The sequence below is a fragment of the Hoyosella levis genome, assembly GCF_026008515.1.
Classification (GTDB): domain Bacteria; phylum Actinomycetota; class Actinomycetes; order Mycobacteriales; family Mycobacteriaceae; genus Lolliginicoccus; species Lolliginicoccus levis.
The window spans coordinates 135,788-150,419 of the sequence record NZ_BQYM01000008.1; the positions used below are offsets into that span (position 1 = coordinate 135,788).

Genomic DNA, 14,632 nt, shown 5'->3' on the forward strand with positions numbered 1-14,632 from the left:
TTGCCTCCGAGACGGGACGGTTACCAGGTCGACGCACTACCGCTTCCTGCACCCACGTTAATCCGTCCGGCACACAGTCACATCTCCGCACAGATTCTTTTGTGCAACAACAATTCCCGCGCTGCAAGCCGAGAAGCTTCCAGGCGCTCCCAGATGCCCGGAATACCACGAACCAGGCGCGCCACATGGCACCCGCCCCGCGCGCCCTACCGCTTCGCCCCCGCGCTTCAGTACCCTAGGTACCGTGGCGATCGGAAACACTCTCGCAAAGCTCGGCGGCACCAGCATCCTCGGAGGCGTACTCCTCGCAGGAATGCTCTTTCCCGCGGCGGGCGGATTCGGCCTGGCATCCAACAAGGCCGCGCAGACAGTCGAGAACACCTCGGCCCAGCTCATCGAGGGCGAAGTACCCGCCATCACCACGGTCGTCGACGTCAACGGCGACACCATCGCGCACATCTACGAGCAGCGCCGCACCGAGGTGCCCTCCAACCGCATCTCCGACGAGATGAAGCTCGCCATCGTCTCCGTCGAGGACAAGCGCTTCGCCGACCACGAGGGCGTCGACTGGAAGGGCACCATCCGCGCCGCCCTGACCAACACCACCAGCGGCGAGGTCCAGCAGGGCGCCTCCACCCTCGTCCAGCAATACGTCAAGAACTACCAGCTCCTCGTGCTCGCGCAGAACGACGCCGAGCGCCGCGCCGCGATCGAGACCACGCCGGCCCGCAAGATCCGCGAGATCCGCATGGCCCTCGAGCTCGACAGCCGGCTCACCAAGGAAGAGATCCTCACCCGATATCTCAACCTCGTGCCCTTCGGCAACGGCGCCTACGGCATCCAGCAGGCCGCCCAGACCTACTTCGCCATCGACGCCGCCGACCTCAACGTCACTCAGTCCGCCATGCTCGCGGGCGTCGTGCAGAGCAGCTCGGCCCTCAACCCCTACACCAACCCCGAGCGCGTGCTCGAGCGCCGCAATGTCGTCCTCGACACCATGATCGAGAACATCCCGGAGCGCGCCGCCGAGTTCATCGCCGCCAAGGAAGAACCCCTCGGCGTCATTCCCGAGCCCCGCACCATTCCACAGGGCTGCATCACCGCCGATGACAGTGGCTTCTTCTGCGACTACGCCCTGCAATACCTTGCCGAATCCGGCCTCAGCCGCGACCAGCTCCGCCGCGGCGGCTACCGCATCCAGACCACCCTCGACCCCGAGATCCAGGCCTCCGCCAAACGCGCCGTCAATAACAACGCCAACCCGAAAACCCCAGGCGTCGCCAGCGTGCTCAATCTCATCCAGCCCGGCAAGGATGCGCACCGGCTGCTCGCGATGACGTCAAGCCGCACCTACGGCCTCGATGGCGAGAACTACGAGACCGTCAGCGCCCAGCCCTTCTCGATGGTCGGCCACGGCGCGGGCTCCGTCTTCAAGGTCTTCACCGTTGCCGCCGCGCTCGAGCAGGGCATGGGCATCAACACCTGGGTCAACGTCCCGAACCGCTACAACGCCTATGGGCTCGGCGACGGCGGCGCACCCGGTTGCCCGGCCAACTACTACTGCGTGGAGAACTTCACCTCCTACAAGTCCTCCATGAGCCTCACCGAGGCGCTCGCTACCTCGCCCAACACCACCTTCGTGCAGTTGATCCAGCAGACGGGCGTGGAGGAGACCGTGGACATGGCCGTCAAGCTCGGCCTGCGCTCCTACACGGAGCCCGGTTCATCCGGGTATAGCGAGCAGAGCCTGGCCGACATGTTCTCCGAGCAGAACCTCGGCTCGTTCACGCTCGGTCCCGTGGCCGTCAATCCCCTCGAGCTTGCCAACGTCGCCGCCACGCTTGCCTCCGATGGCATGTGGTGCCCGCCCACCCCCATCGACGCTGTGTTCGACCGGTACGGCAACCCCGTCGAGCTCGCCACCGAGCCATGCGAGCAGGTCGTCGAGCCGGGGCTCGCCCGAGCCCTGTCGCAGGGACTCAGCCAGGACCACGTGGGCAACGGCACGGCCGCCCGCGCCGCCAACGCGACAGGATGGTCCGCACCCCTGTCCGCCAAGACGGGAACCACCAACTCCAACTTCTCCGCGGGCTTCCTCGGCTACACCAACACCGTCGCCGGCGTCGCCTACGTCTACGGCGACTCCCCGACCCCGAGCCCCATCTGCTCCTTCAACCTGCGCCAGTGCGGAAGCGGCAACCTCTTCGGTGGCAACGAGCCCGCCCAGACCTGGTTCCAGGCAGTGGGGCCCGTCGTCAACAAGCTCGGCGCCATCCGTGAGCCAGTTGCCGACCAGCGCCGCTTCCGCGAGGGCGATCCCAGCCTGCAGGTGCCCGACGTCACCGGCCTCTACCAGGCCACCGCCATCCGCCGCCTCGAGAACGCTGGATACGAGTACGAGACAGTCAGCACCTCCAGCGCCGAGACCCGCGGAGTAGTCACCTCCTACTCGCCTTCCGGATTCGCCCAGCCCGGCAGCACCATCACCCTCTACATCAGCGATGGCAGCGAGCGCGTGGTCCGGCCCGCCCCGAGATCACCCTCGACGGGGAACAACGACTCCGATGATGCCGACGAGCCCGCCACGCCGCAGCGCCGCGAGCGCCCGGACCTGCCCGATGAGGTCGAGATCCCCGGACTGCCCAACCCCGTGCCCGTGCCCGATAACAACTAGCGCCAGGCACTAGGCGGCACCGGCTGCACGGCCCGGTGCCGCCTGCCGCGCCCCTGCCGTATCCTTGGACAATGGCACGCAACACCCGGCAGCTCGCGGCACAAGCAGCACTCGGAACGGTGGCGGCAGGGAGCATTGCGCTCGTCCACGCCACGCTCATCGAGCGCAACGCCTTCACGGTGCGCAACATCACCGTGCCGATCCTCCCGCCCGGCACTCCCGCGCTACGGATCCTGCACCTCAGCGACCTGCACATGACGCCGAGGCAGCACCTCAAGCAGGCGTGGCTCGCCGAGCTCGCCCACCTCGAGCCCGATCTCGTCATCAACACCGGCGACAATCTCTCCCACACCCGGGCCGTCCCCAGCGTGGTGCAGTCGCTCGACCGGCTCCTTGCGCGCCCTGGCGCCTTCGTGTTCGGCAGCAACGATTACTTCGGTCCTCGCCTCAAGAACCCGCTCAAGTACTTCCGCACCAACCACAAGCGGACCTATGGCGACCCCCTCCCCTGGCAGGACCTGCGCGCTGCCTTCAACGAGCGCGGCTGGCTCGATGCCACCCACACGCGCCGCGAGCTCGAGATCAACGGCATCCGCATCGCCATCGCCGGCGTCGACGACCCCCACATCAACCGCGACCGCTACAAGACCATCAGTGGAAGCCCCGACCCACGAGCCCAGCTGCGCATCGGCCTCACCCACTCCCCCGAGCCCCGCGTCCTCGACCGCTTCGCCAGCGACGGATACGACCTCGTCCTCGCCGGGCACACACATGGGGGGCAGCTCTGCCTCCCCGGCGTCGGAGCGCTCGTCACCAACTGCGGCATCGACCGATCCCGCGTCAAGGGCCTCTCCCGCTGGGGCAACCACATGCGCCTGCACGTCTCCGCGGGCATCGGCACCTCCCCCTACGCCCCCGCTCGCTTCTTCTGCCGCCCCGAGGCCAGCCTGCTCACCCTCGTGGCGGCCCCGCAGCACACCGAGCCACGATCGGGAAGCGAGCCGGTTTCGCAATCCGACGCCACAGTGCGCTAGACTCTCCAACGCTGGCGGCAGCTAGCACCGGGGTGTGGCGCAGCTTGGTAGCGCGCTTCGTTCGGGTCGAAGAGGTCGTGGGTTCGAATCCCGCCACCCCGACACCACAAGATGCAGGCCAGGGCCGTTTCGGTGACACACCGGAGCGGCCCTGAGTCGTTGCGGTCCGCGGTCAGTCCGCCCTGGAATGAGCGGCCGCAGCCGCGGGCGGGCCCACCGGCACAGTCGCGCAAGCATTCTCGACCCTGGGATGCCGACCCCTTGTCGCGCGCCGCCCACGAGCGAGGCGTAGTCTCACCTCCATGCTTGATCAGCATCCGATTACCCGCGGGCGCGCCCCCTGCGCGAATGGCTTGGCGTGCCCCGGAAATACGGTGAAGCTGCCGCTGTGACGCTCCCAGACTCCGAGGAGCACGGCTCGAGAGCAAGCGCGAGGCTGAGAAAGGCCGCGCGCGCGTTCGTCCGTTACCCGGCGCGCATGATCGTCACGGCCTACCTGATGTTCATCGGCGTCGGCACGAGCTTGTTGCTGCTGCCCGTCTCGACCGCGGGGCCCGAGCAGGCCACGTTTGTCGAGGCGCTCTTCACCGCCACCTCCGCTGGCTGCATCACCGGCCTGGTCGTGGTGGACACAGGAACCTTCTGGTCGCCGTTCGGCCATGCCGTGATCGTCAGCATGTTCCAGGTGGGCGGCCTGGGCATCATGACGGTCGCCTCGCTGCTCGGCCTGCTCGTCGCGCGCCGCATGGGCATGCGCATGCAGTTGATCGCCCATACCGAGACGAAGAACCTCCGCCTCGGTGATATCCGCCGCGTCATCATCGGCGTCATCAGGATGAGCTTCCTCATCGAGGCCATCACAGCGGTATTCCTGACCAGCCGCTACATGATCGCCTACACGGATTCCCCGGGCGATGCCTTGTACTGGGGAATCTTCCATGCGGTATCGGCATTCAACTCGGCGGGCTTCGCGCTGCAATCCGACAGCATGATGCAGTACGTGGGTGATCCCTTCATCCTCATCCCGATCATGGTGGCGTTCACCCTCGGCGCCATCGGGTTCCCCGTGATCTTCGAGGTCACGCGCCACATCCGGACTTCGATGCACGAGGCCGATCCGGAGACCGACGCGACTCCCCGCCACTGGACCGTGCACACCAAGATCACCATCCTCACCCATGGTGTCCTCGCTTTTGTGGGCATCTTCTCGGTCATCATGTTCGAATGGGCCAACCCCGCCACCATGGGCCCGCTCAGCACGATGCAGAAGCTGCTCGCCGGCGCGTTCCAGGGCATCGCGCCCCGCTCCAGCGGCTTCAACACCATCGAGACCGGCGACATGAGCGCCGCCACCGTCCTCATCACTGACGTCCTGATGTTCATCGGCGGAGGCAGCGCGGGCACCGCCGGCGGCATCAAGGTCACCACCTTCGCCCTGCTCGGGTTCGTCATCCTCGCGGAGCTGCGCGGCCAGCCGACCGTCCATGTCATGGGCCGCAGGATCGCCGAGACCGTGCAGCGGCAGGCCCTCACCGTCGCCCTGATCTCCATCGCCGCCGTCATGGCCGGAACCATCTTCATCCTCGGCATCTCCGAGCACCGGCTCGAGACTGTCCTGTTCGAGGTGATCTCCGCTTTCTGCACCGTCGGGCTATCCATGGGCATCACCGAGGACTTGCCGGCACCGGCCCAAGTGGTGTTGTGCATCCTTATGTTCGCCGGACGCATCGGGCCCATCATCCTCGCGTCCGCGCTCGCGCTGCAAGAACGCCCCCGTCGATACGAACTACCAGAGGAGCGCCCCATTGTCGGGTAAACATGACCGTCCCCCCAGCACCCGGGTCGCCGTGCTCGGGCTCGGACGCTTTGGCAGGTCCCTCGCCCGCGAGCTCGTCGCCAGCGGCACCCAGGTGCTCGGTGTCGATTCGGACTCACGGATCGTCCAGCGCCTCGCCGAGGACCTCACGCACACCGCCGCCGCCGATACGACCGACCGCGACTCGCTCATGCAGCTCGGGGTGCACAAGTTCCCGCACGCTGTGGTCGCCGTCGGTACCGATCTCGAGTCGAGCATCCTCACGACCTCGCTGCTCGCCGACTTCCAGGTGCCGCAGATCTGGGCGAAGGCCACCTCCAAGCAGCATCAGCGGATCCTGGAGCGCGTGGGCGCGCACCATGTCGTCATTCCGGAGCACGATATGGGCGAGCGGGTGGCCCACCTCGTCACCGGCCGCATGCTTGACTACATCGAGTTCGGTGACGACTACGCCATGGTCAAGACCCTTGCCCCCGCCGAGGCCATCGGCATACCCCTCAAGGACAGCGAGCTGCGGCGGCGCTACGAGATCACCGTGGTGGCGGTCAAGCGGGCCGGGCAGAACTTCACCTACGCCACGCAGGACACCGTGCTCATGCGCGGGGACATCCTCCTCGTTGCTGGCAAGGTGCGCCAGGTCGAGTCGTTCGCCAATATCACCTAGTCGGGGGCTGGTCGGCTCGCCTGCAAAAGCACGGGAAAACGCCAAACGCGATAGAAGTGGAGCAGGGATTCCTGCAACTTCTATCGCGTTTGGCCCGTGGCCGTCAGTTTGGCCCGTGGCCGTCAGTTTGGCCCGGAACTGCTAGCGAGGTCAGGCGACCTGCGCCTGCCACATCCAGTGGAGCTGCTCGAGGCGAGCAGTGATGGAGATGAGCAGGTCCTGGGTCACGGGGTCGGCATCCTCGGTGACGGCGATGCGAGCACGCAGCCGGTCGATGATGGCGGCGAGGTTGTCCACCACGATGTTGATGACGTCCTCATCGCTCGTCCAGCCCTCGCCGATGCCCTTGGCGCTGGACTGCCCTGCCACGGTGGAGGCGCGGCCGTCAGGGCTCACCCCGATCGCGGTGGAGCGCTCGGCGGCCTCATCGGTGAACTCGCGGGCAACCGTGACCAGCTCGTCGAGGGCGAGGTGGACGGAGCGGAAGTTCCTGCCGAGGACGTTCCAGTGCGCTTGCTTGGCGATGAGGGTGAGGTCGATGAGATCGACCACGGTGCCCTGCAGCGCCTCGCCAGTGGTCGACTGCTGCTCAGCGGTGAGGGTGCTGGTGATGGGGTTTGGCATTGTGTGTCCTCCTTGTGTTGCGGTGGCCGGGGGAACCGTGATTTTCACAGTATCGGGTCCGCCAGCATCGCGATGTAGGTTCTAGCTCGCGCGCATTCCGTCTTCGATGCGCTTGCCGATCTCGGGGTCGATCTTCTTCCAGTACTCGAAGGCGCGAGCCAGCACGGGCTCGGTGACTCCGTCGGAAAGGTGGCCGACGACGTTGTTGACGAGCCGCTCGCGCTGATCGTCGTCCATCACTTCCCGGACGAGCGTGCCGGCCTGGATGAAGTCGTCATCCTCGGGGTGCTGCACGTAGACCTCGCGCACCATGTCCCCGGCGGACTCCCAGCCGTCGTAGGGGCCAGCGGCCTGGGGGTCGGCGTGGGGACCGTCATAGGAGTTGGGGGCGTAGACGGGCTGCGCGGGATCGTTGAAGGTGTACCGCATGCTGCCATCCTTGCTGTAGCTGTGGACGGGCACCTTGGGAGCGTTGACCGGCAGCTGGGCGTAGTTGGCGCCGATGCGGTAGCGGTGGGTGTCGGCGTAGGAGAAGACCCGGCCGAGCAGCATCTTGTCGGGCGAGAAGCCGATGCCAGGCACGACGTTCGACGGCTCGAACGCGGCCTGCTCGATCTGGGCGAAGAAGTTCTCGGGATTGCGGTTGAGGGTCATGACCCCGACGTGCTTGCGGGGGTAGTCCTTCTGGGACCACACCTTGGTGAGGTCGAAGGGATTGAAGCGATACTTCTCTGCGTCGGCGAAAGGCATGATCTGCACCTCGAGGTCCCACTGGGGGTGGTTGCCGTCGCGAATGGCTTCGAAAAGGTCCTGGCGGTGCGCGTCGGGCGTGCTGCCGGCGAGCTCGTCGGCCTCCTCCTGGGTGAGGCACTCGATGCCCTGGCGGGTCTTGAAGTGGTACTTGACCCAGAAGCGCTCGCCGGACTTGTTGATCCACATGTAGGTGTGGGAGCTGAAGCCGTCCATGTTGCGGTAGGCGCGGGGGATGCCGCGGTCGCCCATGAGCCAGGTGACCTGATGGGCGGATTCCGGGGAGAGCGTCCAGAAGTCCCATTGCATGTTGTGGTCGCGCAGTCCGGAATCGGGCAGGCGCTTCTGGGAGCGGATGAAGTCCTGGAACTTCATGGGGTCCCGGACGAAGAAGACAGGGGTGTTGTTGCCGACGAGATCGTAGTTGCCGTGCTCGGTGTAGAACTTGAGGGCGAATCCCCGTGGATCGCGCCAGGTATCGGGGCTGCCTTGCTCGCCTGCCACCGTGGAGAAGCGCGCGAGCATCTCGGTCTTCCGCCCGGGCTGGAGGAAGTCGGCGCAGGTGTAGGCGCTGACGTCATCGGTGATCTCGAGCTCGCCGAACGCGCCCGAGCCCTTGGCGTGCACGACGCGCTCGGGGACGCGCTCGCGGTTGAACTGGGCCATCTTCTCGATCAGGTAGTGATCGTGCAGGGCGATGGGGCCCTGGCTACCCACGGTGAGGGAGTGCTCATCGCTGGCGACGGGGATGCCGGTGTTCGTGGTGGTTGCTGGCTTTTCCGCTGCAGTCATGGAATGACCTCCTGGTGCGGTCTGGGGGTTGGTCCGATCACGCTGCACCGGATGCGAGGCATCGCGCGGGCGCGACCGGGACTGCCGCACGGGGGGCTGTCACGCGCGGGCCAGCGGCGCGCAGGGTGTTGCGCGGGTCACTAGCGGCGTGCTCCGTGGGCATGATCCCAGTATGCCCTCTTTCTGGATTGAGTCAAGAAAAAGGCTAGTAAAGTTTTGCTGAGAAATGCCTGAGCGCGGGACACCCGCTAGCGCTGATCGAGCCAGTGCTCGTGGGCCAGGTACAACCATTCCGAGCTTTGCCGCACATACACCAGGACTGTCGCCGCGAGCATGACCGCAGCCTGCAGGAATGGCGTTGCATCAACCAGCGACGGGGTGGCATCGCTCGTCTGCCCACCAAGATTGATCGCCAGCTCGGTCACGAACACCAGGACGATGCCAAAGAGGATGGCGGCGATGCGCGCCCCGCGCGACCCGACATGACGCATCAGCGCCACGCACACGAGCACCACGAGCAGCAGCACCACGCCCGCCACGATGACGCCGAGCGGCGCGAAGCCAGCAGTGCGCTCCACCTCCCCGACCTCGCGGAACGCCCAATTGGGATCGGTGCGCAGCTCCTCGGCCAGGCGGGAGCGGATCTCCCCCAGGTTCCAGATGATGCGCGCCGCGGCGAGCAGGAACAGCGCGGCGCCCAGGCGCCACAGGAACCACCCCCACCAGAGGATGCGCGGCGGCATCGGGGGCGGGGGCACAGCCTCATGGTTCGCACTCACATCCGACACCCTATTGGTCGCGGCACCCGATCGGCCACATCGACCCGCGCTTCGGCACCACGCAACAGCCCGGCCCGGCAGCCGACGGTGCGGCTACCGGGCCGGGCAAGCGGCGACGGACGAGCTACTTCGCGGCGACGAGCAGCTCCGCGATCTGGATGGTGTTGAGCGCGGCACCCTTGCGCAGGTTGTCGCCCGCGATGAATAGCGCGAGTCCACGGCCATCGGGAACACCCGGATCCTGGCGGATGCGCCCCACCAGGGAGGGGTCCTGCCCGGCCGCGTCGAGCGGGGTCGGGACGTCCGAGAGCAGCACTCCAGGAGCGTCAGCGAGGACCTTCTCGGCCCGCTCCACCGACAGCGGACGCTCGAACTCCGCGTTGATCGACAGCGAATGACCAGTCAGCACCGGAACCCGCACGCACGTGCCGGAGACAAGCAGCTCGGGCAGGCCGAGGATCCGGCGGCTCTCGTTGCGCAGCTTCTGGTCCTCGTCGGTCTCGCCGCTGCCATCGTCGACGATCGAGCCTGCCATCGGCAGCGCGTTGAACGCGATCGGCTTGACGTAGACGCCCGGCTCGGGGAAGTTCGCCGCGGAACCGTCGTGAACGAGGTTCTCGGCATCATCGATGACAGCCTTGAGCTGGGTGAGCAGCTCGTTCACCCCGGCGAGGCCACTGCCGGAGACCGCCTGGTAGGTGGAGACGATGAGCCGCTGCAGGCCGGCCTCGTCGTGCAGCGCCTTGAGCACCGGCATGGCCGCCATCGTGGTGCAGTTCGGGTTGGCGATGATGCCCTTGGGCAGGTTGTGGATCTGCTCCGGGTTCACCTCGCTGACGATGAGCGGCACCTCGGGATCCTTGCGCCACGCCGAGGAGTTGTCCACCACGGTGGCCCCAGCCGCGGCGAAGCGAGGCGCCTGCTCCTTCGACAGGGTGCCCCCCGCCGAGAACAGGGCGATGTCGATGCCGCGCAGGTCCTCATCGGACGTCGCGGCGACATCCTCGATCACGATGTCCTCGCCACGGAACGGCAGGGTCTTGCCCGCCGAGCGCGCCGAGGCGAAGAACCGCACGGTGTCGGCGGGAAAGTTCCGCTCCTCGAGGAGCTGGCGCATCACGCGGCCGACCTGGCCGGTGGCGCCTACTACTGCAATGGTTGTGCTCATGTCAGATCCCCGTCCCGGCATAGACAGTGGCTTCCTCTTCGCCGCCGAGATCGAAGGCGGCATGCACGGCCTGGACGGCCTTGTCGAGCTCGGTGTCGCGGCACAGCACGGAGATGCGGATCTCGGAGGTGGAGATCAGCTCGATGTTCACGCCCGCGTCCGAGAGGGCCTCGCAGAACGTGGCGGTGACCCCGGGATGGGAGCGCATGCCCGCGCCGATCAGCGACAGCTTGCCGATGTGATCGTCATAGAGGACCTGGCTGAAGCCGATCTTGTCCTGGCGCTTGGTGAGGAACTCGACGGCGCGCGGGCCGTCATCGCGCGGCAGGGTGAAGGTGATGTCGGTCTTGCCGGTCTCGATCTTCGACACGTTCTGCAGGACCATATCGATGTTGATCTCGGCATCGGCGACAGCGCGGAAGACCTGCGCGGCAAAGCCAGGCTCATCGGGAATGCCGACAACGGTGACCTTCGCCTCGCTGCGGTCATGCGCTACACCGGTCAGGATGGCGTCTTCCACAGGGATGTCCTCCATTGATCCGGACACGATCGTTCCGGGCTTGTTTGAGTATGACGAACGAACATGGATGGGCGTGTTGTAGCGGCGCGCGTACTCCACGCAACGCAGCATGAGCACCTTCGCGCCAGCCGCTGCCATTTCCAGCATTTCCTCGAAGGTGATCTTGTCAAGCTTCTTCGCGGACGGGACGATCCGGGGATCGGAGCTGTAGATGCCATCGACATCGGTATAGATCTCGCACACATCCGCGTTCAAAGCCGCCGCGAGCGCCACGGCTGTGGTGTCGGAACCACCGCGGCCAAGCGTGGTGACATCCTTGCTGTCCTGGCTCACGCCCTGGAAGCCCGCGACGAGCACGATCGAGCCCTGGTCGAGGGCCGCGCGCACGCGCCCCGGGGTGACGTCGATGATCTTCGCCTTGCCATGCGATTGCGTGGTGATCACCCCCGCCTGCGACCCGGTGAACGACCGCGCCTCCGCGCCGAGCGAATGGATCGCCATCGCGACCAGCGCGTTGGAGATGCGCTCGCCAGCGGTCAGCAGCATGTCCATCTCGCGCGGATGCGGCGAGGGCGACACGGCATGAGCGAGCTTCAGCAAGTCATCCGTTGTATCGCCCATCGCGGAAACAACCACCACAACATCATTGCCCTGGCGCTTAGTCTCGACGATCCGCTCGGCGACACGCCTGATCCGTTCGGCGGATTCCACCGAGGACCCTCCGTACTTCTGCACGACAAGCGCCACGCTAATACTCACCCTTCCGCGTAATTTGCTGGGATTCAGCTAGTCAGTCTAGCGAGTATCCAGCCATAATGCGCCAGCGTGTACCGATTCCGGCTTGCCACCGCACCCCCTTGGGACGCGAGAATACGCAGGTGACCGATGACTTCCCGGTACCCCCCAGGGCACGCTCGATATTGCTCGGATTCGCCTCCGCGCCGCCACTGTGGCCCAATGCGGTGCGGGCGAGCACGGCTTTCCTGCTCCCCGCCCTGCTCGCCACGCTGCTCGGCCATCCGCGGGAGGCGGTGCTGTGCAGCATCGGTGCCCTCGCCGTGCTCTACGGGGAGAACCGCGCCTACCGGATCCGCTGGCTCGTCGTTGCCGCGGTGGGGGCCACGATGGCGGGCGCTTTCGCCACCACGATGGCGGCCAGCGCCCACGCGGACGGGGCCTACTGGGCCATCATTCCTGTGATCGGCGTGATCGCTGCGCTCACGACCTACGGCATGAACGCCTTGCGCATGGGTCCGCCCGGACCAGTCTTCGTCGCGCTCGCGGCATCGGTGGGCGCGCTCGCCCCGCATTCCGGGCTGGCAGTCCTCGAAGCATCGTCGTGGGTGGCGCTCGGCGTCGCGGGCGCGCTGGTCGCTACCATGGCGCCAATCCTCGTGGATCCCTACGGCCCCGCCCGGCGGGCGGTAGCAGCCGCGGACAAGGCGGTCGAGAAGGTGGCATCCGCCACGGCCCCGTCGAGGTCCGCGCACCACGTCGCGGGCGCGGCCATCCATCAGGGCTGGGCGACGCTGCACGAGGCCCGGCTCGCCAAGGATCCGGCACCTGGGTCCCTCGCGGGCCGCCTCCGCGAGGCGCACAAGCGATTTCTTCGACTCGTCGGCCAGCAGCAGGACCAGGCGCAGAAGCCGGGCGGCACCGGGGATGAGCTGGAGGAGGTGCTGCCACAGGGGATCATCCCGCTGGGCCGCCCCTCGGCCTGGCACCGGCTCGCGGGCGCGTGGCACCCCGATTCACCGCCGATGATCACGGCGAGCCGAGTACTAATCGCGACGATCGTGGCGGCGAGCATCGGCGCGATGCTGGGCCTCGAGCACCCCGAGTGGGCGATGGTCGCAGCGACGCTCGTGCTCGGCGGCGCTCCCGACCGCGTGCTCGGCTCCTATCGCGGCGCGCAGCGGTTCCTCGGCACGGTCGCGGGGATCGGGGTGTTCATGCTGATCGTTTCCGCCGGGCCGCGCGGGCTCGCGCTGATCGTCGTGCTGGCGCTGCTGCTGTTCGCGGTGGAGCTGGCCGTGCCCCGCAACTATGCGGTCGCGGCCACGTTCATCACTCCGCTCGCGCTGCTGCTCAGCACATCCATGAACCCGCTTTCGAGCGTGCTCGCCACGTCCGCGTACCGGCTCGCCGAGACCGCACTGGGCGTGGGCCTGGCACTAGTGACCTTGTGGGCATGGTCGCGGCGGGCGGACCGGCGCATGCAGACCCGGGCCGAGCGGTCCTTGCTCGACCGGGTCCGCGCGCTCCTCGAGGAGCCTGATCCGGCGATGGTGCGCCAGCTGCGCCGCGATACCCAGTTCGACCTGATCGGCGCGGTCCTCGCCGCGGATGCCACGGCGCACAGCGACCGCGCATGGGCACGGGAGCAGTGGGCCACGCATGTGGCGATCATCGCGCTGGGCTATCGCGTCCTCGCCAGCGTCAACACAGCTCCGCTAGCCTTGCGGGACGCGTTCCACGCCGAGGTCAGGGAGTTGGAAGCCGCTCTGTCCCAACGGTGATCCCGGCGTCGCGCAGCCGCCGGGGCAGCACGTCCCCCATCGCTGCGGCCGGGGTGATCACGCCCGTGAGGGGGGAGAGCTCGCCCCGATCGAGGGCGAGGCAGAGCCCGGACTCGCCGAGCATGATCGCTGTGGCGGCGTATCCCGGATCGCCCTGGGCGGTGAAGGTCGCCTTGTAGCGGGCCCCGGAGGTCGTATCCGCGTAGGTCTCGATGACGAAGAACCCCTTGGCGCGCGCCTCGTCGCTCGGACCAGTCCCGGGCGCGGGCAGCAGGCGATCAAGGATCGGCCGGGGAACACGGCGGAACATCGTCGGGCCGAGCTTCCACAACGCGCCCAGCGCGGCCGACATCGTGCCCGCCACGATCGGCGCGGCGGCGCCGGAGCCAGTGCCCATCACCTCGCGGTAGCGGAACTGCTTGCCGTAGGCCCAGCCGAGCAAGCCATTGGTCCGGCGCACGATGCGAGTGTTGTAGGGCGCCATCAGGAACGTCCCCGTCCAGCCCCGCAGGCCGGGATCGATATCCGACGCCTTGCCGAAACCACCCTCGGGCTGCTCCCCCAGCTCCGGCTCGAGCGCGCGATCGGTGCTGAAGGTGTAGGGATCGTGGGTGATGCGGGCCAGTTCCTTGTCCCGCGCCTCCCGCTCCATCTGGTAGCGGCCCGAGGCGACGGTGCCGCCACTGAGCCCGCCGCGCGCGGCCTTGACATAGAGGGTGGTGTCGAGCAGCTCCCCCGCGTCGTCGGCGAGCACATGCTTGTACAGCAGGTATGCGTTGATGTCGGAGGGGACCGAGTCGAACCCGCAGGAATGCACGATGCGCGCGCCCGAGGCGACTGCCACCTCGTGGCACTGCTCGACGGTGTCGTGGACGAAGAGCTGCTCGCCGGTGAGGTCCGCGTAGTCGGTGCCCTCCTCGGCGCAGGCTTGCACCAGCGGCATCCCGTACTGGGCGTACGGGCCCACCGTCGTGACGATCACCTGGGCGCGCCGGGCGAGCGCGCGCAGCGAACCAGGATCGCTCGCATCGGCCTCGACGATCGGCCAGGTATGCGCGACACCGCCAATCTCGTCGAGGACGGCCTGCAGCTTGTCGCGATTGCGCCCGGCCACCGCGATGCGCGCGTAGTCAGGCGCGCGGTGCGCGACGTGCGCGGCGGTCAACCGGCCCACGAAGCCGCTCGCGCCATAGAGGACCAGATCGAATTCCCGTGCCTGTGATTCCGCAGCTGCCATGCCCCCACGCTAGCGGTTGCCGCCGCCGCGCGATATAGCGACCGCGCGTAGCCTT

General features: G+C 67.3%; 11 protein-coding genes and 1 tRNA gene. 6 read left to right on the top strand and 6 right to left on the bottom strand.

Going from position 1 to position 14,632, the window contains the following annotated elements:
• Positions 1-244: 244 nt before the first annotated feature.
• The 5 genes from QC765_RS10470 to QC765_RS10490 all read left to right on the top strand — a co-directional run bounded on the left by QC765_RS10470 (position 245) and on the right by QC765_RS10490 (position 6,188).
• Positions 245-2,674: a transglycosylase domain-containing protein gene (locus tag QC765_RS10470; protein ID WP_278314376.1), complete on the top strand. Its 2,430-nt coding sequence runs from the start codon at positions 245-247 to the stop codon at positions 2,672-2,674.
• Positions 2,675-2,745: 71 nt separating this feature from the next.
• Positions 2,746-3,708 carry a metallophosphoesterase gene (locus tag QC765_RS10475; RefSeq protein WP_278314377.1) on the top strand — a complete coding sequence of 321 codons (963 nt, stop codon included), beginning with the start codon at positions 2,746-2,748 and terminating at the stop codon, positions 3,706-3,708.
• Between the two features lie 28 nt (positions 3,709-3,736).
• Positions 3,737-3,810 (top strand) — tRNA-Pro (locus tag QC765_RS10480).
• Between the two features lie 376 nt (positions 3,811-4,186).
• Positions 4,187-5,524, top strand: coding sequence for a TrkH family potassium uptake protein (locus QC765_RS10485; RefSeq protein ID WP_373876736.1), 1,338 nt, complete (start codon positions 4,187-4,189; stop codon positions 5,522-5,524).
• Positions 5,514-6,188 carry a potassium channel family protein gene (locus QC765_RS10490; protein ID WP_278314379.1) on the top strand — a complete coding sequence of 225 codons (675 nt, stop codon included), beginning with the start codon at positions 5,514-5,516 and terminating at the stop codon, positions 6,186-6,188. The genes QC765_RS10485 and QC765_RS10490 overlap by 11 nt, the downstream gene beginning before the upstream one ends.
• A 150-nt stretch (positions 6,189-6,338) precedes the next feature.
• On the opposite strand, the gene QC765_RS10495 is transcribed toward QC765_RS10490, so the two are convergent.
• The 5 genes from QC765_RS10495 to QC765_RS10515 form a co-directional block, all read right to left on the bottom strand.
• On the bottom strand, positions 6,339-6,812 hold the full coding sequence (locus QC765_RS10495) for a Dps family protein (protein ID WP_278314380.1): 474 nt from the start codon (positions 6,810-6,812) through the stop codon (positions 6,339-6,341).
• 81 nt (positions 6,813-6,893) lie between these two features.
• A complete protein-coding gene (locus QC765_RS10500) occupies positions 6,894-8,354 on the bottom strand; it encodes a catalase (RefSeq protein WP_278314381.1) in 1,461 nt (486 codons plus the stop codon).
• A 248-nt stretch (positions 8,355-8,602) separates the two neighbouring features.
• Positions 8,603-9,133 (bottom strand): hypothetical protein, encoded by a 531-nt coding sequence (locus QC765_RS10505; protein WP_278314382.1) that lies wholly within the window; start codon positions 9,131-9,133, stop codon positions 8,603-8,605.
• Positions 9,134-9,257: 124 nt separating this feature from the next.
• Positions 9,258-10,301: an aspartate-semialdehyde dehydrogenase gene (locus tag QC765_RS10510; protein ID WP_278314383.1), complete on the bottom strand. Its 1,044-nt coding sequence runs from the start codon at positions 10,299-10,301 to the stop codon at positions 9,258-9,260.
• Between the two features lies 1 nt (position 10,302).
• Complete coding sequence (locus tag QC765_RS10515) at positions 10,303-11,568, bottom strand: aspartate kinase (RefSeq protein WP_278314467.1); 1,266 nt, start codon at positions 11,566-11,568, stop codon at positions 10,303-10,305.
• A 131-nt stretch (positions 11,569-11,699) separates the two neighbouring features.
• Between QC765_RS10515 and QC765_RS10520 the strand changes: the two genes are divergently transcribed.
• On the top strand, positions 11,700-13,340 hold the full coding sequence (locus tag QC765_RS10520) for an FUSC family protein (RefSeq protein WP_278314384.1): 1,641 nt from the start codon (positions 11,700-11,702) through the stop codon (positions 13,338-13,340).
• Here QC765_RS10520 and QC765_RS10525 read toward each other — a convergent pair.
• Positions 13,306-14,577 carry a saccharopine dehydrogenase family protein gene (locus QC765_RS10525; protein ID WP_278314385.1) on the bottom strand — a complete coding sequence of 424 codons (1,272 nt, stop codon included), beginning with the start codon at positions 14,575-14,577 and terminating at the stop codon, positions 13,306-13,308. The genes QC765_RS10520 and QC765_RS10525 overlap by 35 nt on opposite strands.
• Positions 14,578-14,632: the final 55 nt, after the last annotated feature.